This window comes from Psychrosphaera sp. F3M07 (assembly GCF_018860345.1).
Taxonomy (GTDB): domain Bacteria; phylum Pseudomonadota; class Gammaproteobacteria; order Enterobacterales; family Alteromonadaceae; genus Psychrosphaera; species Psychrosphaera aquimarina.
The window spans coordinates 356,314-374,411 of the sequence record NZ_JAHKPJ010000020.1; the positions used below are offsets into that span (position 1 = coordinate 356,314).

General features: G+C 38.4%; 20 protein-coding genes. 9 read left to right on the top strand and 11 right to left on the bottom strand.

Going from position 1 to position 18,098, the window contains the following annotated elements:
• The first annotated feature begins 215 nt into the window (after positions 1–215).
• Genes leuA through leuD form a run of 4 tightly spaced genes read left to right on the top strand, consistent with a single transcriptional unit; the run spans position 216 to position 4,924 of the window.
• Positions 216–1,769 (top strand): 2-isopropylmalate synthase, encoded by a 1,554-nt coding sequence (gene leuA, locus KO505_RS10400; RefSeq protein ID WP_216055462.1) that lies wholly within the window; start codon positions 216–218, stop codon positions 1,767–1,769.
• A gap of 44 nt (positions 1,770–1,813) precedes the next feature.
• Complete coding sequence (gene leuB, locus KO505_RS10405) at positions 1,814–2,881, top strand: 3-isopropylmalate dehydrogenase (RefSeq protein WP_216055380.1); 1,068 nt, start codon at positions 1,814–1,816, stop codon at positions 2,879–2,881.
• A 16-nt stretch (positions 2,882–2,897) separates the two neighbouring features.
• Complete coding sequence (gene leuC / locus KO505_RS10410) at positions 2,898–4,307, top strand: 3-isopropylmalate dehydratase large subunit (RefSeq protein WP_216055381.1); 1,410 nt, start codon at positions 2,898–2,900, stop codon at positions 4,305–4,307.
• A gap of 11 nt (positions 4,308–4,318) precedes the next feature.
• Positions 4,319–4,924, top strand: coding sequence for a 3-isopropylmalate dehydratase small subunit (gene leuD / locus KO505_RS10415; protein WP_216055382.1), 606 nt, complete (start codon positions 4,319–4,321; stop codon positions 4,922–4,924).
• 315 nt (positions 4,925–5,239) lie between these two features.
• Here the strand turns inward: leuD and KO505_RS10420 are convergent, their stop codons facing one another.
• Positions 5,240–5,563, bottom strand: a complete 324-nt coding sequence (locus tag KO505_RS10420; RefSeq protein WP_216055383.1) for a hypothetical protein — start codon at positions 5,561–5,563, stop codon at positions 5,240–5,242.
• A gap of 287 nt (positions 5,564–5,850) precedes the next feature.
• On the opposite strand from KO505_RS10420, the gene glpE reads away from it, so the two are divergent.
• Both glpE and glpG read left to right on the top strand, forming a co-directional pair.
• A complete protein-coding gene (gene glpE / locus KO505_RS10425) occupies positions 5,851–6,174 on the top strand; it encodes a thiosulfate sulfurtransferase GlpE (RefSeq protein WP_216055384.1) in 324 nt (107 codons plus the stop codon).
• Positions 6,135–7,016: a rhomboid family intramembrane serine protease GlpG gene (gene glpG / locus KO505_RS10430; RefSeq protein WP_216055385.1), complete on the top strand. Its 882-nt coding sequence runs from the start codon at positions 6,135–6,137 to the stop codon at positions 7,014–7,016. Before glpE ends, glpG begins: the two co-directional genes overlap by 40 nt.
• Before the next feature lies 1 nt (position 7,017).
• Here glpG and KO505_RS10435 read toward each other — a convergent pair whose 3' ends face one another.
• Entirely contained in the window at positions 7,018–7,428 is a 411-nt protein-coding gene (locus tag KO505_RS10435; protein ID WP_216055386.1) for a protein tyrosine phosphatase family protein, read from the bottom strand.
• A 144-nt stretch (positions 7,429–7,572) separates the two neighbouring features.
• Positions 7,573–7,983, bottom strand: a complete 411-nt coding sequence (locus KO505_RS10440; protein WP_216055387.1) for a flagellar basal body-associated protein FliL — start codon at positions 7,981–7,983, stop codon at positions 7,573–7,575.
• A 145-nt stretch (positions 7,984–8,128) separates the two neighbouring features.
• Here KO505_RS10440 and KO505_RS10445 point away from each other — a divergent pair, with 145 nt between their 5' ends.
• From KO505_RS10445 to KO505_RS10455, 3 genes are all read left to right on the top strand, one after another.
• Complete coding sequence (locus KO505_RS10445) at positions 8,129–8,677, top strand: chorismate lyase (protein ID WP_216055388.1); 549 nt, start codon at positions 8,129–8,131, stop codon at positions 8,675–8,677.
• Positions 8,678–8,760: 83 nt separating this feature from the next.
• Complete coding sequence (gene ubiA, locus KO505_RS10450) at positions 8,761–9,633, top strand: 4-hydroxybenzoate octaprenyltransferase (protein WP_216055389.1); 873 nt, start codon at positions 8,761–8,763, stop codon at positions 9,631–9,633.
• A 19-nt stretch (positions 9,634–9,652) separates the two neighbouring features.
• Positions 9,653–10,552 carry an AEC family transporter gene (locus tag KO505_RS10455; RefSeq protein ID WP_216055390.1) on the top strand — a complete coding sequence of 300 codons (900 nt, stop codon included), beginning with the start codon at positions 9,653–9,655 and terminating at the stop codon, positions 10,550–10,552.
• Positions 10,553–10,573: 21 nt separating this feature from the next.
• On the opposite strand, the gene KO505_RS10460 is transcribed toward KO505_RS10455, so the two are convergent.
• From KO505_RS10460 to atpA, 8 genes are all read right to left on the bottom strand, one after another.
• Positions 10,574–11,098: a methylated-DNA--[protein]-cysteine S-methyltransferase gene (locus KO505_RS10460; protein WP_305849775.1), complete on the bottom strand. Its 525-nt coding sequence runs from the start codon at positions 11,096–11,098 to the stop codon at positions 10,574–10,576.
• Between the two features lie 21 nt (positions 11,099–11,119).
• Positions 11,120–12,508 carry a DNA-3-methyladenine glycosylase 2 family protein gene (locus KO505_RS10465; RefSeq protein WP_252731745.1) on the bottom strand — a complete coding sequence of 463 codons (1,389 nt, stop codon included), beginning with the start codon at positions 12,506–12,508 and terminating at the stop codon, positions 11,120–11,122.
• Between the two features lie 110 nt (positions 12,509–12,618).
• Entirely contained in the window at positions 12,619–12,975 is a 357-nt protein-coding gene (locus KO505_RS10470) for an MGMT family protein (protein ID WP_216055391.1), read from the bottom strand.
• A gap of 70 nt (positions 12,976–13,045) precedes the next feature.
• On the bottom strand, positions 13,046–13,246 hold the full coding sequence (locus tag KO505_RS10475) for a DUF3283 domain-containing protein (protein ID WP_216055392.1): 201 nt from the start codon (positions 13,244–13,246) through the stop codon (positions 13,046–13,048).
• 533 nt (positions 13,247–13,779) lie between these two features.
• Positions 13,780–14,199 (bottom strand): F0F1 ATP synthase subunit epsilon, encoded by a 420-nt coding sequence (locus KO505_RS10480; protein WP_216055393.1) that lies wholly within the window; start codon positions 14,197–14,199, stop codon positions 13,780–13,782.
• Between the two features lie 15 nt (positions 14,200–14,214).
• On the bottom strand, positions 14,215–15,597 hold the full coding sequence (gene atpD, locus KO505_RS10485; protein WP_216055394.1) for a F0F1 ATP synthase subunit beta: 1,383 nt from the start codon (positions 15,595–15,597) through the stop codon (positions 14,215–14,217).
• 27 nt (positions 15,598–15,624) lie between these two features.
• Positions 15,625–16,488 (bottom strand): F0F1 ATP synthase subunit gamma, encoded by an 864-nt coding sequence (gene atpG / locus KO505_RS10490; protein WP_216055395.1) that lies wholly within the window; start codon positions 16,486–16,488, stop codon positions 15,625–15,627.
• 68 nt (positions 16,489–16,556) lie between these two features.
• On the bottom strand, positions 16,557–18,098 hold the full coding sequence (atpA, locus tag KO505_RS10495) for a F0F1 ATP synthase subunit alpha (protein WP_216055396.1): 1,542 nt from the start codon (positions 18,096–18,098) through the stop codon (positions 16,557–16,559).

The window sequence follows — 18,098 nt, forward strand, 5'->3', positions numbered from 1 at the left end:
AGGGTAAGTCAATCAGAATAATTATTTATATAAATGGCAAATTTATTCACCACAACAATCGTTTTATTACTCAACCTGCTGCTTTTATCTGTGCGCGGGTTTGTTTTGGTTGACTAAAATTTAATTAGTATCAATAAAACCCCGCTCAACTAGCGGGGTTTTTTTTTACCCTGTTGGCTTATGTTTGGGTTACAGGAGAAAGGAATATGCAAAATATGAATCAAGATAACGTTGTCATTTTTGACACCACATTGCGTGATGGCGAACAAGCGTTACGTGCCAGCTTAAGTAAACGTGAAAAACTACAAATTGCTCATGCTATCGCCAAGTTAGGTGTAGATGTAATGGAAGTTGGTTTTCCTGTTTCTTCCCCAGGGGATTTTGATGCCGTTAAGTCCATTGCTGAACAAGTAAAAGGGCCAATCATTTGTGGGTTAGCTCGTGCCATGGAAAAGGACATCATTGCTTGTGGTGAAGCATTAGCCCCAGCGGAAAAACGCCGTATTCATACTTTTATTGCCACTTCTCCTATTCATTTGGAACATAAGTTACAAAAAACGTTAGAACAAGCCACCGACATGGCGGTTAAAGCCATTAAATTAGCCAAAACTTACACTGACGATGTTGAGTTTTCTTGTGAAGATGCAGGGCGTACTCCGGTTGCTGACTTAGCTTATGTCATTGAACGAGCTATTGATGCCGGTGCAACCACGATTAATATCCCAGATACCGTAGGATATACAGAACCGACAGAGTTTGCTGAAATTATTGCAGGCATCAAACAACAAGTACCAAATATCGACAAAGCTATTATTTCTGTTCATTGTCATAACGACTTAGGTTTAGCAGTCGCTAACAGTATTGCCGCCGTTCAAGCTGGTGCTAGACAAATAGAATGTACCGTAAATGGTATTGGCGAACGTGCCGGTAACTGTGCATTAGAAGAAGTCGCCATGATCATGCAAACACGTAAAGAGCGTTTTGGCGTGACAACCAACATTAAATCAGAAGAGATCTTCCGTACCTCTAAATTAGTTAGTCAGCTTTGTAATATGCCAGTACAACAAAACAAAGCGATTGTGGGAGCAAATGCCTTTGCTCATTCTTCTGGTATTCACCAAGATGGTATTTTAAAAGCGCAAAATACTTATGAGATCATGAAGCCTGAACACATTGGTATGCAAAGCAATGAGTTGAACTTAACGTCTCGTTCTGGTCGTCATGTTATTCAACATCGTATGGCAGAAATGGGCTATTCCGATAAAGATTACAACTTAAACGATATTTACGATGCGTTTTTGTTATTGGCAGATAAAAAAGGCCAAGTGCATGATTACGATTTGGAAGCCATTGTATTTAATCAGCAACTTGAAGAAGAGTCTGATTATTACAAATTAAACTCATTACAAGGTTTGTCCAGTAATCTTCCAGTCAATACCGCAACCGTTGGCATCACCATTGGTGGTACAGAAGTGGTATTTAAGGCTGAGACGGGAAATGGTCCAATTGAAGCGGCTTATAAAGCGTTAAAACAAATGACCAAGGTTGATTTGGATATTATTGATTTTAAATTAAATTCAAAAGGTGAAGGGGCAGACGCTATTGGTCAAGTCGATATCATTGCTAAATGTAAGGGACGTAATTTCCACGGTACTGGTTTAGCGACTGATATTATTCATGCTGGCGTTAAAGCTTATATTCACGTTTTAAATTTAATCCACAGAGCACAACAAGTGGAAGACATTAAAGAGAAACATCAAGGCATCTAAAATAAGAAGTCAGAAATACACAATATATTGGGAAATGAATAACAATGAGTAACGAATACAAAATTGCAGTTTTATCCGGTGATGGTATTGGTCCTGAAGTCATGGCTGCTGCAATAACAGTTTTAGATGTGGTACAGAAAAAGTACAATTTTAAATTAAACTACACCCACGCTGATGTTGGTGGAATAGCGATTGATAATCATGGCTGTCCTTTACCAGCAAGTACATTAAATGTATGTGAACAATCAGATGCTATTTTATTTGGTTCTGTTGGCGGCCCTAAATGGGAAAATCTAGCGCCTAATGACCAACCTGAGCGCGGTGCACTATTACCTTTACGTAAACACTTTTCTCTGTTTTGTAATATGCGTCCAGCTGCTTTAGTACCTGCATTATCGGCCATGTGTCCATTACGAGCAGACATCAGTGCTAAAGGCTTTGATGTTTTAGTAATGCGTGAATTAACTGGTGGTATTTATTTTGGTGAGAAAGGGCGTGAAGGTGATTCTGCTTTTGATACCCAACGTTATTCTAAAAGTGAAATTACTCGTATAGCAAAACTTGGTTTTGAAGCCGCACAGAAACGTCGTAACAAGGTTACGTCTGTTGATAAGGCCAATGTATTACAAACTTCTATTTTGTGGCGTGAGACCGTTAACGAAGTAGCTAAAGGTTACCCTGACGTTGAATTGGAGCACATCTATATTGATAACGCGACAATGCAACTAATAAAAGACCCAAGTCAGTTTGATGTTTTATTATGTGACAACCTATTTGGTGACATATTGTCAGACGAGTGCGCGATGATCACAGGTTCTATGGGCTTGTTACCATCTGCGAGCTTAAATGAGCAAGGTTTTGGTTTGTACGAGCCAGCTGGTGGTTCGGCACCTGATATTGCCGGTAAAGGTATTGCAAACCCAATTGCTCAAATATTAAGTGCAGCCTTAATGTTACGTTACAGTTTGGATCAGCAAGATGCCGCTAATGCGATAGACCAAGCAATTGCCGATGTAATCGGACAGGGCACAGTAACGGGTGATATTGCCCAAGGTAGTGAAAGTTTCAGTACGGAACAAGTAGCACAAGCCATCGCGCAAGCAATTAAATAAAAGTGTGGGAATGAAAATGGCACAAACATTATATGAAAAAATCTGGGACGCACATTTTGTCGCAGAATTATCGGGTGATACCAATTTAATCTACATAGATCGCCACTTAGTACATGAAGTTACATCTCCACAAGCCTTTGCCGGTTTACGCGAAAAGAATCGTCCAGTACATCGATTAGATAAAACATTTGCCACTATGGATCATAATGTTTCAACACAAGTACGTTCATTTGAAGCCGCTGGTGAAACTTCTCGTAAGCAATTAGAAGCGCTAGCGAAAAACTGTAAAGAATTTGGTGTAACTTTATTTGATTTAAACCATGAAAACCAAGGTATTGTTCATGTTATTGGTCCAGAGCTAGGCATAACATTACCAGGCCACACAATAGTTTGTGGTGATTCACATACCGCCACTCATGGTGCGTTTGGTGCCTTAGCATTTGGTATTGGTACTTCAGAAGTTGAACATGTATTGGCCACTCAAACGTTACAACAGAAAAAAGCGAAAACATTAAAAATTGAAGTTAATGGTCCATTACGCCCAGACATAACTGCTAAAGATGTGATCCTTGCTGTAATAGAAATTTTAGGCACTGCTGGTGGCACAGGTTACGTCGCTGAGTTTTGTGGACAAGCCATTGAAGAATTATCAATGGAAGGCCGCATGACATTATGTAATATGGCAATTGAAATGGGTGCTAAAGCAGGTTTAGTGGCTCCAGATCAAGTAACCTTTGATTATGTTGAAGGTAAAGACTACGCACCTAAGAACACAGCTGAACGCTCTGACTTTGATGATGCCGTTGCTTACTGGAAAACATTAAAAACCGACGACGATGCGGTGTTTGATCATACAATCACTTTACACACAGACAATATCATTCCAAAAGTAACCTGGGGCACCAGCCCAGAACAAGTTATAAGTGTTGATGCTAAAGTGCCAAACCCAGCTCATGAAAATGACTCGGTAAAAGCAGATGCGATTCGCCGTGCAATTGCTTACATGGGCTTAGAGGCTGACCAAGCTATTACTGATATTCACGTTAATACTGTTTTTATTGGTTCTTGTACCAACTCACGTATTGAAGACATGCGTGCAGCTGCAGAAATAGCTAAAGGAAAAACAGTTGCTGATGGCGTTAGAGCATTAGTAGTACCAGGTTCGGTTCGAGTTAAAGTTCAAGCAGAACAAGAAGGTTTAGATGAAATATTTAAACAAGCAGGTTTTGAATGGCGTGAACCGGGTTGTTCAATGTGTTTGGCAATGAATGATGACAGATTAGAGCCGGGTGATAGATGTGCATCAACTTCTAACCGTAACTTTGAAGGCCGCCAAGGCCGTGGTGGTCGTACACATTTAGTTAGCCCAGCGATGGCTGCAGCGGCTGCTATTCATGGTCACTTTGTCGATATTAGAAAAGCATAAGGGGAAACAAAATGTCAGATGCTATTTTTCATCAGGGTTTAGTTTGCCCATTAGATAAAAACAATGTTGATACCGATCAGATCATTCCAAAACAGTTTTTAACCTCAGTTGAACGCAGTGGGTTTGATAAAGCCTTGTTTTATGATTGGCGTTATCTAGATAATGACCAACCAAATCCAGAGTTTGTTTTAAACTTTCCACAATACCAAGGGGCGAGTGTTTTATTAACACGTAAAAACTTTGGTTGTGGCTCAAGTCGCGAACATGCGCCATGGGCATTAAAACAATATGGCTTCCAAATTGTTATTGCCCCAAGCTTTGCAGATATATTTTATAATAACTGCATAAATAACCAAATTTTACCTGCAAAAGTTTCTGAGCAAATGGTCGATAAATTGTTCAACCTGTGCCAGACTCAAGAACAAGTTAATTTGGCTATAGACTTAAAAGGCCAAAAGATTCTGATTGAGGGTGAAGCCCCTATAGAGTTTGAAATAGTGGAAGATGTTAGAGAAAGACTATTAAAAAACTTGGACTTTATTGGTGTGACTGAACAGTTTTCAAAAGAAATTAAAGCGTTTGAAGATCAATTAACAGAAGCACGCCCTTGGCAGTAAATAGTTTTTCAATTACTTTGCAATTTTATTTACTCATTGCAAATTAATTTGAACCAGTTTTTGTTCCTGTGCAACCGTATCGCCGCTACATAATATGTAGCGGTTTTTTTTGCCTACAGGATGTAGGTATGCCCGATGCACATGGATGTGCAAAGAGGGTATCGGGACAGTAAGTACAACTCAGAAAGCCCATAATCCCCTGACGTATTAGCTTCGTGTGCAAGTTTTGACTGACCTAAAATGAACTCAACAACTATGTGCAAAGAGGGTATCGGGTCAGTGAACACAACCCAATAACTCCACCAGCACTAAACCTTAACGATTAGATCCACTTTTCTTTTTCATATGAACCACTTTACGTGCAATCGCTAATAAAGCAGGCGATACATCACCTGCGCCATCTTTAATTAAACGGCTAACGTCACCAGAGGAGAATAGAGAACCACGGTCAGACATTACACCTTGAGCTCTAACAAACTCTTTAGCTTTGCCGGTACTGCCAGTATCTATATATTTAAAAAGAATGCGTTCGTTAAAACTATTCGGCTTTTTCTTTAGAGTAGCTATTTCTGCATTAATATCTTGAATTTCATCTTCTAATGATTCGATTAATTCAGCAATGTTAGAATAAGGTTTCATTATTACTTGTCCTTTTGGGGAGTTGGCGCGGCGAAAAAAGACAAGCTCTTAACTACACTGTTTAATAGTTGGGATAAAGTCCGCAATCTGTATTTCTTATTGTAACTCAAAACACAAACGTAAGTATCATAGGTTGGTTCAACCATTCGTTTTTAATACAAAATTAGCTATTTGAGTCAATAAAGTAAGTTTAAATACACAGTAACGTAAGTTAGATCTAAAATGATGTTTAACTCTATGCACAAAATTAGCTATTATCACGATATATAAATAAAAAGAGAAACTGCATGACTGATTTTAAACGTATTAGTGTAGCGCAAGCGCATAAATTAATTGAAGCTGGGCATGTTGTCATTGCCGATATTAGAGATGATCAATCATTTGCTAATGGCCATGTTGAAAACGCATTTCATTTAAGCAACGCAAGTATGTCTTCGTTTGTACAAAAGTATGATTATGAAACGCCTATATTAGTATTTTGTTACCACGGCAATAGCAGTCAAGGTGCCGCACAATATCTAGTGCATGAAGGTTTTGATGAAGTTTATAGTGTTGATGGTGGTTTTGAAATGTGGAAACTAAACTACCCGTTTATCACATCCCCACAATGATAGTTCTTGGCGAGCTTGGCAATAAACGTGCTTGCCAAGCCTTTTCAGACTACTTAAGTGTTAAACATATAAGACATAATGTAGATAAATCAGATAACCGATTTGTTATTTCTGTTGATCCTGAGCAATACCACCAAAGCCAAGCCTTATTTGATGAATTTATTCACAATCCAAATCAAGCTAAGTTTTTAGAAGCTTCTTGGCAAGTGAATAACCCACAACAAACTATCGCTTTTGCTAACTCTAGTTCCAATACTAATTTAGGTTTGAGTAAAATTTGGAACAGTACCGGTTGGTTAACTAAGTTAGTCACACTCATTTGCATAAGCATATATATCGCATCTTACATTGGTTATTTTCCAGTTATATTTAACGCACTTAGTTTTAGCTGGGATTTTTCACAGCCTTATCGTTTAATTACCCCAATGTTGATGCACTTAGACACATTACACTTAGTGTTTAATATAACTTGGTGGTGGTACTTAGCTGGTAAAATAGAGAAGTCGTTTGGTATTTATGTATTGATCAACCTCACACTCTTCAGTGCATTATTTTCTAATTCCGCACAATCATTAATAGTCAGTAATAACTTCGCCGGTATTTCTGGTGTTGTTTATGCATTGATGGGATTTACTTGGTTGTATGGTAGAAATAGACCCAACAGTGAAGTATTTTTACCTAATAATATCTTTATCTTTTTGTTAATTTGGATGGGGTTGGGTTTTGTTGATTTGTTGCCAATAAACATGGCTAATTGGGCACATTTGTTTGGTTTGCTTGCCGGTTTATTAATTGCTCAAATAATGACGTTAAAAAAACACTCAATTGATAAAACGGAATAACCTAGAGTGAACGTGTCGAAGCGTTACTCTGATTATATTCTGACATGACCAAAGTGATAAATTGCTGCCAAGTATCGTTTGGTTGCCAAATATTCAGCATTTCTTTTCTTGCTAATGGTTCCGGCCAGTTAAGCTGAGTTACCTGGTATAAATAGGTAAACACAGCACCACGCCAATTTAAACGGCAATGTGTAAGAATTTTTTCATTGCCATGGGGTGAATGTTTCATTAATACAACATACTGTTTAAAGTTTTCTAAGGTAGGGCTTCCCCATTCAACTTGAATGTTATGATATTCCAAGTTTAACTGTTGCATTAAGCTTGATTCATCCGTTCTATCGCCAGGGATCAGATCGATAACTTTAGTGACCCCCAACTTTTTTAACGTGACAAACTGTTGGTCTGTTGGCATCCCTGCACTTAACATTGTGGGTGAATTGGATTGGAAGTTTCTTATATTAGATAAACTTGAGTTAGATGTTGAACAACTGCAAACACTAACTAATATGCCACAAAATATAATAATTTTTAGAAACTTCATCATGAAACACTGAACTTAATGGTATAAATATTTAGTGAATAAAATATCTCTAACTAATTTTTTCCCTGTCTCTTTTTCCATTAATTCTTTTAATCTATCAAGTATCAAAACTCGAATTTCTTCTCGGCCTGTCATTGATTTTATTTTTTGTTCTGGTTGACGCAGTAACACGTCAATTATGGCATCACGCAATAACGGACTGTGGTGTTCTATGATGGCAACATAACTAACATCTTCCACCATTAACTCTGCCGTAATACGTACAAAGCCAATTTTTTTCGCATTTGAACTTACGTAATTAGTAATAATGTCTGGTTCAAAGCCGTAATAGCCAACGTTATCTTTTTTAATCGCGACGTCTGCGTTCACTTGTAAACTTGTGAACAAGCCTATTAATACTAATGCGTTAAAAAAACGTTTTATCATTTCCTGATCCTATAAAAGCTTAATCCAATATGAGTGGTTAATTTTAGAGGTTTATTTATTAACTACCACCCTTAATTTAAAACTAACAAGATCTTTTTTATTGAGCTTGTTAACATACCTCTAGTTAAATAATGTGGTAATTCAATTGTTTCCAATTAATCTTCCAAACCTTTGGTACTCTAGCGACCAAAATGAGCAAAGCATTAACCATTCTGACGCTGAAAGTTGGATCTGTTCAGATAGTTCCCTCACCGTTAAAATTAAAGAGTTGGGCATTGCCTTTTCCGTTGATTTACTCAACCAAGTAAATCGGCCTGTTTCGTCAGAAATACAATCATTATTAGCGGTAACGGATAACTCGGCTTTATACCGAGAAGTGTTACTAAAACAAGGTAATATCCCTTTGGTATATGCGCAGACTATCATGCCTGATTCCAGTGTTACTGGGACTGAATCAATGTTAAGTGAATTAGGTAACCAATCACTTGGGCAAGTTCTGTTTCAATCACCCCAAGCAATTCGAAGTAATATTGAATTTGCCGTGGTTGAACCGAATAGTCAACTAGGTCAATTCATTGAACAGCAGTTACAACAACCGATCAAAAGAACCTGTTACATTCGCCGTTCAATATTTCATTTAAATGGCAAACCTTTGTTAGTATGTGAATGTTTTTTACCGGCGCTATTTAATTAAATACTCAACCTATATAGAAACAGTATTCAATACCCAATCAGATAGTTAAAATAACCACGCTTTTAAAAAGAGAATTGACCTTAATGCGACTATTGTTAAAACCGTCTAACTTTGCTTCTTATATTCAGTTAATGCGTATGGATAAGCCGATAGGTATCTATTTACTCATGTGGCCAACGCTTTGGGCTCTCTGGATCGCGTCAGATGGATTTCCTTTATGGCACTACTTAATTGTATTTCTTGCCGGGACAGTTGTTATGCGGGCAGCAGGTTGCGTAATAAATGACTATGCAGATCGTCATATTGACGGTGATGTAACAAGAACCCATCAAAGACCGATACCGTCTGGTAAAGTCAGTTCCACTGAGGCGTTACAATTATTTGTTTTGTTAATCATACTCGCATTTTTACTCGTATTGACCTTAGATATACAAACTATCTACTTATCTGTTGTTGGTTTGTTATTAGCGTTTTGTTACCCCTTTATGAAACGTTATACCCATTATCCACAAGTTGTTTTAGGTGCCGCATTCAGTTGGTCTATGCCTATGGTATTTATGGCCGTGAATGCCGACTTACCTCACGAACTTTGGTTACTGTATTTTGCTAACTTAACTTGGACCGTTGCCTATGACACTTTGTATGCCATGGTTGATAGGGAAGATGATTTAAAAATTGGGGTCAAATCTACAGCCATCGCTTTTGGTAAAAACGATTTACTTAACGTAGCTCTATTGCAAATAATAACCTTGCTTTTGATTGGTAAAGTCGTTTTATTATTAAACTGGCATTGGCCTGTGATCTCTAGTTTGGTTATATGTGCACTGCTATTTATAAGACAATTATGGCAATGTCGACACCGCGAACCAAAAGCGTGTTTTAACGCATTTTTGGATAATCATTATGTAGGTATGGTGATATTTTTGGGACTCGTAATTGAATATGCTTTGTTTTAAAAATGCTGAGCTTAATTAAATGAATACCTTAACCATTATTTTACCGTTAGCCATAATCTGCTTGTTAGGTTATTTGTCGGTAAGGGTTAAATTATTCAATAAGGTGCAGATGGATAGCCTGTCAGCCATCAGCTTTAATTTGTTGGTTCCTATCTTTCTTTTTAAGTCGACCTACCAAACTAATTTAGATATTGCCTTTTCTGCCCAATGGTTTTTAACTTTTTATATACCGGTAATAATCAGCTTTGCTGTGTTATTTATAATCAATCATTACTTACTTAAACATAAAAACAACCACTCTACATTAAGTGCTCTTGCGGCGACTTATTCTAATACCGTATTGGTTGCTATCCCTATAATTGCCAGCATATTAACTCCTACCGCTGCGGGAAGCGCTTTTGTGCTTATTGCTTTTCATAGTGCAGTGTTATTTACCTTAACTGAGGTATTTGTAAATAATTCGGGTTTTAATACTTTATTAAAAGCCGGAAAAAATCCTATCGTATTGAGTATTTTGGGTGGTTTTACCGTGAACATATTGGGGATTAATATCCCAATACTACTGTTAGAGCCCCTAGCTGCATTGTCGGCTTCAGCCATTCCATTGGCTTTATTTGGTTTAGGTGCGGCTATGTATTACTTACCATTTAAGGGTAATCGAAAGGTCGCCTTGGTTAATTCATTTTACAAATTAATGATACTACCTGCTTTCGTATATTTGCTTGGACATTATGTTTTTGAACTAACGTCTGAACAATTGTTTATCGCAGTTATTCTGACGGCAAGCCCAACTGGAGTGGGGGCTTATATTATGGCAACCAAACACCAAGCAGCCGAAGATATATCTGCATCTACAGTGGTGCTATCTACAATATTTTGCACTTTGAGTTACCTTTTCTGGATCAACTTTTTACTGTAGTTTATTAATCCAACAGCCTTGTTATAAGCTTAGATCTGGTTGATTTTTTTGATTTTCAAACGCCAACAACCATTGTTTTTTATCCAAACCACCTGCGTAACCCGTTAACGTTCCGTTGGCACCAATAACTCGATGACAAGGCACTACGATAGCTAATGGGTTTTTACCATTAGCCGCACCAACAGCACGTACTGCTTTAGGGTTATTCATATGTTTTGCTTGCCGACCATAGCTCCACGTTTCCCCATAAGGTATTTCACATAACGCTGACCAACATTGTTTTTGAAAGTGTGTTCCCAAATTGCTTTGATGTTTAAGTAAATCACCAAAGTCAGTTCTTTCACCATCAAAATATTGCTGTAGTTGATTTTGTGCTAAATCTAACAACTCATGCTCAGAATCATTAACGCAGTCTATTATTTCTGATTCAGATTTAAACACTATCGATTGATAGCATGGTTTAATTTCATCCGATATATTAAGTGTGATCTCAAGTGCCCCTAGAGGGGTTGTTATATAACGGTGCAACTCTAATTTATTTTTCATATCGTATCTCGTATCTAAAAATTACAACATGCTCCACATATTAAAGGTTAAATATGAACGCCAAGGTTTGGCTTTTTCGGCATCAATTTCTGGAAATATATCCAATGCTTTTTTGATACCTAAGTCTGAATCCAACCAGATGTCAGTATTGGCTTCACCGCGCATCTGAGCGTACTCAACGGTCCAAGGACCAATGCCTTTTAATTCTAACCAATCTTTAACTTCTCCCTCAGGATGTTTATTACACCACGTTGCTAATGTTATTAAGGTGGTTTTTCTTGCTTGAGGGATTTTCAAAAATGCCAAGTCCGATTTAGCTATTTGTTTTGGGGTAGGAAACCAATAACGAGTTTTCATATTGCCGTTACTTGATGTTTCCTTATCACCTAAATGCAATATCAAAGTATTTAACAAGTTGGTTGCCGCTTTAACTGATACTTGCTGTCCTAATATTGCTCTGATGCCTGCTTCAAATGGACTCCAACTTCCTGGGATTCTAATACCTTGTTGTAAATTATGATCGGGAAATCCTGCATTAATTATTTGTGAATTGATTAACTCTACATTGGCATTTAAATCAAATACTTGTCTTATCTTCTGACTAACGGGATATAAATATTTAGCATCATCAATATTAATACTGACATTAAAACCTTGTTTATCCGGCCTATGTACAGCATTAAACCAACCTTTAATATACGATCCCGTTTCTGTTAACCAGTTAAAGGTTCTACCATAAGAACTACTGCCTAATGTTTCTATACCATCCATTAATCTAAACTCAGAAAAGTCATGCCAGTGCTGCCAGTTAAAAGGAGGTTGGTAATTCATCTGTAGTCGTATTAGCGCGTCGGATACTTGTAGCTTTTTAATTTCAGAAGGGGTTTTTGTTGTTATGCGTTTAAACGCGTCATTAAAACGTCTGACGTTGTTAAACCCACAAGCGTAAGCAATTTGATTTATCGGTAAGTGTGTTTGATGTAATAACGACTTTGCAAATAGTATTTGTTGGTGCTGTACATAGGCTTTTGGTGAAACACCTAATTGCTGTTCAAATAACTTACGTAAATACCTATCAGTAATACCTAACTTATCTGCTAACTCTGATAACTTTAAACCGTTAAAACCATTTTGATGAATTATGGATAAAGCACGTTTAACTGTGGTCTCCGTACCGCTCCATGCTGGGGAAAATGGGGCTGATTCAGGCCTACACCTTAAACATGGTCTATAACCTGATACAAGCGCTTCAGATGCAGTTTCAAAGTATTCAACATTGTGTTCTTTCGGTGGTGTAGCAGGGCACACGGGTCGACAAAATATCCCTGTCGTTTTCACAGCTGTAAAGAACACACCATCAAAACGAGGATCGCGGGATAAACGTGCTTGTTGATAATCTTGAATATTCATAATGAACTCTAAGTTAAACGTTATTGGTAACATCAATAACATTCAGTTTAGCGTAACAATTAAATAAAACTAGATGAAAACGGAAGTGATGATTGTATGTGGATGTGTTGTTAATTTTCTAACAGAAATAGAATTTCGCCTAAGTCAGGTTTCCAGCCATATTGTTTGATTGAAATACGTCTTCCTTTTACCATTACACCTTCATCCATTAATAGTGCCCTTTGTTCTTCAAATGATGATGAACCTAATTCAAAGGCTATTTGACCGGATGAGCGCAGTACACGAAACCAAGGTACTGACTTACCATTAAATCCTTCTTTTGGTACGTAGCTTAAACATTTACCTGCCAATCGAGCACGGCCAGGAAGACCTGCTAAATCAGCAACTTGTCCATAACTAGCTACTTTACCTTCAGGGATAAGTTGAATGACTTTCCATATTTTTTCGTGCTGAGGATTATTTGGCATTTAGGTTCCATGTGGAACTAAGAAATATATAAGTTAATTAACTGTAAACTGATGATTCATCATAAAACGGTTACTGCATTTTATAATATTCATAACGCTGAATTAAATGGTCTTGTATCCCAGGGTCAGAAAAATGTTGATGGATATACTTAAATATCTCGGGCTTGCTCATTAACCCGCGTTTTTCTTTATATGCCCAGTATGAAGACATTAAATCATATTGAATATTGTCTTGTTCTTGTTTTGATTTTGTCGCTATGTTGTAAGACACAATATTATAATACTTAAGTTAATAAAGATGTGTGCATCATAACTTTAAGGCAGGTACGCAACAAGTAGATGGAAAATTATTTTATGGTTTCGTGTATATTACCATTTTGTTTTTTTCTTAAGGGAATGCTCCACCTCTCTATACCCTGCCTGTAAGAGAGCAAGAGAGGGGAACAAAGTGCTTTTACATCCATGTAAGGTGATGCCTCACCTAATATCATCCTAGAGACAACGCTTTTGTTGAACCAATACCTAGCTATTTCCTATTGGTCTTCCAACTTGGTATTTAAGATATAATACCTTTTAATTAATTGCAAATGATAATCATTCTTATTTGTGGATTGTTTTATATCATATCTACGATAACAATTAGCAGATATATATTTCGTCATAAATACGGTTATCAATAATGTATTTGATAAAATTTAGGCATAAAAAAACCCAGCTTGAGCTGGGTTTTTACATCATGGATGATGGAATGTCGACGATACAAGGATGTATAAGAGTCGACTCATCAAATCTTTGGAAGCTTAATTAGCCTTTACGAATTTGTTGGATAATACGTAATTGAGCAACTGCTTCTGCAAGCTGTATAGCTGCTTCTGCATATTCAAAGTCAGCACCAGGATTTGCAATTGCGTCTTCAGCAGATTTTTGTGCTGCTAATGCTTGTGCTTCATCTAGGTCTTCTGCTCTTACAGCTGTGTCTGTTAATACAGAAACAGCGCCAGGTTGTACTTCTAAAATACCACCTGCAACGTAGAAAAGTTCTTCTACGCCAAATTGCTTAACTACGCGTACCATGCCAGGTTTAATGGCGGTAAGTAAAGGCGCGTGACCTGGATATATACCCAAGTCACCTTCACTACCTGTTACTTGTAATGTTTCAACTAGACCAGAAAATACTTTCTGTTCTGCGCTTACTACATCCAAGTGGACAGTCATTGCAGCCATTTTACGCTCCGTATTCTATTTGTTAGCTCTTTCTACCGCTTCGTCGATTGAACCTACCATGTAGAACATTTGTTCTGGAAGATCATCGTAATCACCATTAAGAATACCTTTAAATCCTGCAATAGTGTCTTTAAGCGATACGTATTTACCTGGAGAACCAGTGAATACTTCTGCTACGAAGAATGGTTGAGATAAGAAACGTTCAATCTTACGAGCTCGAGATACAGTCTGTTTATCTTCTTCAGATAATTCGTCCATACCCAAGATAGCGATGATGTCTTTTAACTCTTTATAACGTTGTAATACAGTTTGTACACCACGTGCTACGTCATAATGCTCTTGACCAATTACTAACGGGTCAAGTTGACGAGAAGATGAATCTAGTGGATCGATCGCTGGGTAAATACCTTTTGATGCGATATCACGAGAAAGTACAACTGTTGCGTCTAAGTGAGCAAACGTTGTTGCTGGTGATGGATCCGTCAAGTCATCCGCAGGTACGTATACCGCTTGGATTGAAGTGATTGAACCAGTCTTAGTAGACGCGATACGTTCCTGTAGAACACCCATTTCTTCAGCAAGAGTCGGTTGGTAACCAACAGCTGAAGGCATACGACCTAGTAGTGCAGAAACTTCTGTACCAGCTAGTGTATAACGGTAGATGTTATCAACGAAGAATAAAACGTCACGACCTTCGTCACGGAATTTTTCAGCCATTGTTAAACCAGTCAAGGCAACTCGTAAACGGTTTCCTGGAGGCTCGTTCATCTGACCGTAAACTAGAGATACTTTATCTAGTACGTTTGATTCGTTCATTTCATGGTAGAAATCGTTACCCTCACGAGTACGCTCACCAACACCTGCGAATACTGAGTAGCCGCTGTGCTCGATTGCGATGTTACGGATAAGTTCCATCATGTTTACTGTTTTACCAACACCAGCACCACCGAATAGACCAACTTTACCACCTTTTGCAAATGGGCAAACTAAGTCGATTACTTTGATACCAGTCTCTAATAATTCAGTAGAGCTAGATTGTTCTTCATAAGAAGGGGCTTCACGGTGAATCGTGTAACGTTCTTCTTCGCCTATAGGGCCAGCTTCGTCAATTGGGTTACCCAATACGTCCATGATGCGACCTAACGTCTTAACACCAACTGGAACTTCAATACCTTTACCGGTACTAACGACTACTGCACCACGTGCCAACCCGTCAGTTGTACCAAGTGCAATTGCACGTACGATACCACCACCAAGTTGTTGTTGTACTTCTAATGTTAACCCTTCAAGGTTACCATCAGTTACTTGTATTGCGTCATATACCGCAGGTACTGCATCTTGTGGGAACTCAACGTCCACAACTGCGCCAATGATCTGTACGACCTTACCTTGACTCATGACATTTCCTCATAAATTTTTGTTAACCTAAACCGCAGCAGAACCAGCACATATCTCAGAAATTTCTTGAGTAATGGCTGCCTGACGAGACCTGTTGTATACCAATTGTAAATCGTTGATTATGTCGCCCGCATTATCTGTAGCGGCTTTCATTGCGATCATACGCGCAGCTTGTTCTGATGCTGCATTTTCAACGACACCTTGATAAACCTGTGATTCCACATAACGAACCAATAAAGCTTCTAATAAAACTTTAGGGTCTGGTTCGTAGATGTAATCCCAGTTACCTGACATGTCTTTGTCTTCTTCTAACTTTGGTAAAGGTAATAACTGATCGATCGTTGGCGTTTGTGTCATGGTATTTACAAATTTATTGTAAACCACAAACAAACGGTCAATTTTGCCTTCATTGTACGCATCTAACATAGTGCGTACTGCACCTATTACATCTTGTACAGATGGTGCATCACCTAAGCCTGATTTTACTGCAACAACGTTACCGCCAAAACGGTTAAAGAAACCTACTGCTTTTGAACCAATAAGTGCAAAATCTAGTTCTACACCTGCTTCAGAGTACTTTTCAACGTCGTTAGCAACAGCTTTAAACTCGTTAGAGTTCAAGCCGCCACACAGACCACGGTCAGACGAAATGACCAAATAGCCTACACGTTTTACCTCACGCTCTTCCAAATATGGATGGCGATATTCAAGGCTACCACGTGCAATATGACCAATCACTTTACGCATCGTTTGTGCATATGGACGGCTTGACGCCATACGGTCTTGAGCTTTCTTCATTTTAGAAGCCGCAACCATTTCCATAGCACTGGTAATTTTTTGAGTATTTTTAATACTCCCAATCTTACCTTTTATTTCTTTTGCGCCGGACATGTGATTCTCCGATTAACTTTCAACGAAGGCGAGTTTTTCTTTTAATAAGAACAACTCACCTAACCTAATTACCAAGTTTGTGTCGCTTTGAATTTCTCAATAGCTTCTTTCAAACTTGCTTCGATTTCACCGTTGAAGTTACCAGTTGCATTAATATCTTTCATAAGATCAGCATTTGTGCTGTTTATGTAAGAGATTAGCGCTGCTTCAAAGTCTAAAACTTTAGAAACGGCGATGTCCTGTAAGTAACCTTTTTCAGCAGCAAACAAAGATACACCCATGTCAGCAATAGACATTGGAGCATATTGTTTTTGCTTCATTAACTCAGTAACACGCTCACCATGCTCTAACTGAGCACGTGTTGCGTCATCTAGATCAGATGCAAACTGAGAGAAAGCTGCTAATTCACGGTATTGCGCAAGAGCTAGACGGATACCACCACCTAGTTTCTTGATAATTTTCGTTTGAGCTGCACCACCAACACGTGATACCGAGATACCTGCATTTACAGGAGGACGGATACCAGCATTAAACATGTCTGACTCAAGGAAAATCTGACCATCTGTAATCGAGATTACGTTAGTCGGTACGAACGCAGATACGTCGCCAGCTTGAGTTTCAATGATTGGAAGTGCTGTTAAAGAACCAGTTTTGCCTTTAACTTTACCTTCAGTGTAACGTTCAACATAAACATCGTTTACACGAGCAGCACGCTCTAATAAACGAGAGTGAAGATAGAAAACGTCACCTGGGTATGCTTCACGTCCTGGTGGACGCTTAAGTAGCAATGAAATTTGACGGTAAGCAACAGCTTGCTTAGACAAATCATCATATACGATAAGTGCGTCTTGACCGTTATCACGGAAGTATTCACCCATAGTACAACCAGAGAAAGGCGCTAAGAATTGTAGTGCAGCAGATTCAGAAGCTGTAGCAGCAACAACGATAGTGTTACCTAACGCACCGTGCTCTTCTAACTTACGAACCACGTTAGCAATAGTAGAGGCTTTTTGGCCAATTGCTACGTATACACATTTAATGCCTGAATCTTTTTGATTGATGATTGCATCAATTGCCAATGCAGTTTTACCTGTTTGACGGTCACCGATGATTAATTCACGTTGGCCACGACCAACTGGAACCATGGCATCAACAGATTTATAACCTGTTTGAATAGGCTCATCTACTGATTGGCGTTCGATTACGCCTGGTGCAATTTTTTCAACTGGTTCAAAACCAGCTGCGTCGATTGGACCTTTACCATCGATTGGCTCACCTAGTGTATTTACTACGCGGCCTAATAAACCTTCACCTACTGGAACTTCTAAAATACGACCAGTTGATTTTACTTTTGTACCTTCACGTAGATCCGCATATGGACCCATTACTACCGCACCTACAGAGTCGCGCTCTAGGTTTAATGCGATAGCAAAACGGCTACCAGGAAGTTCGATCATCTCACCTTGCATACAAGCTGCAAGTCCATGGATGCGAATAATACCATCAGTTACTGATACGATAGTACCTTCGTTACGAGCTTCGCTGACAACGTCAAACTTCTCAATACGTTTCTTGATCAGTTCAGCGATTTCAGTTGAGTTAAGTTGCAT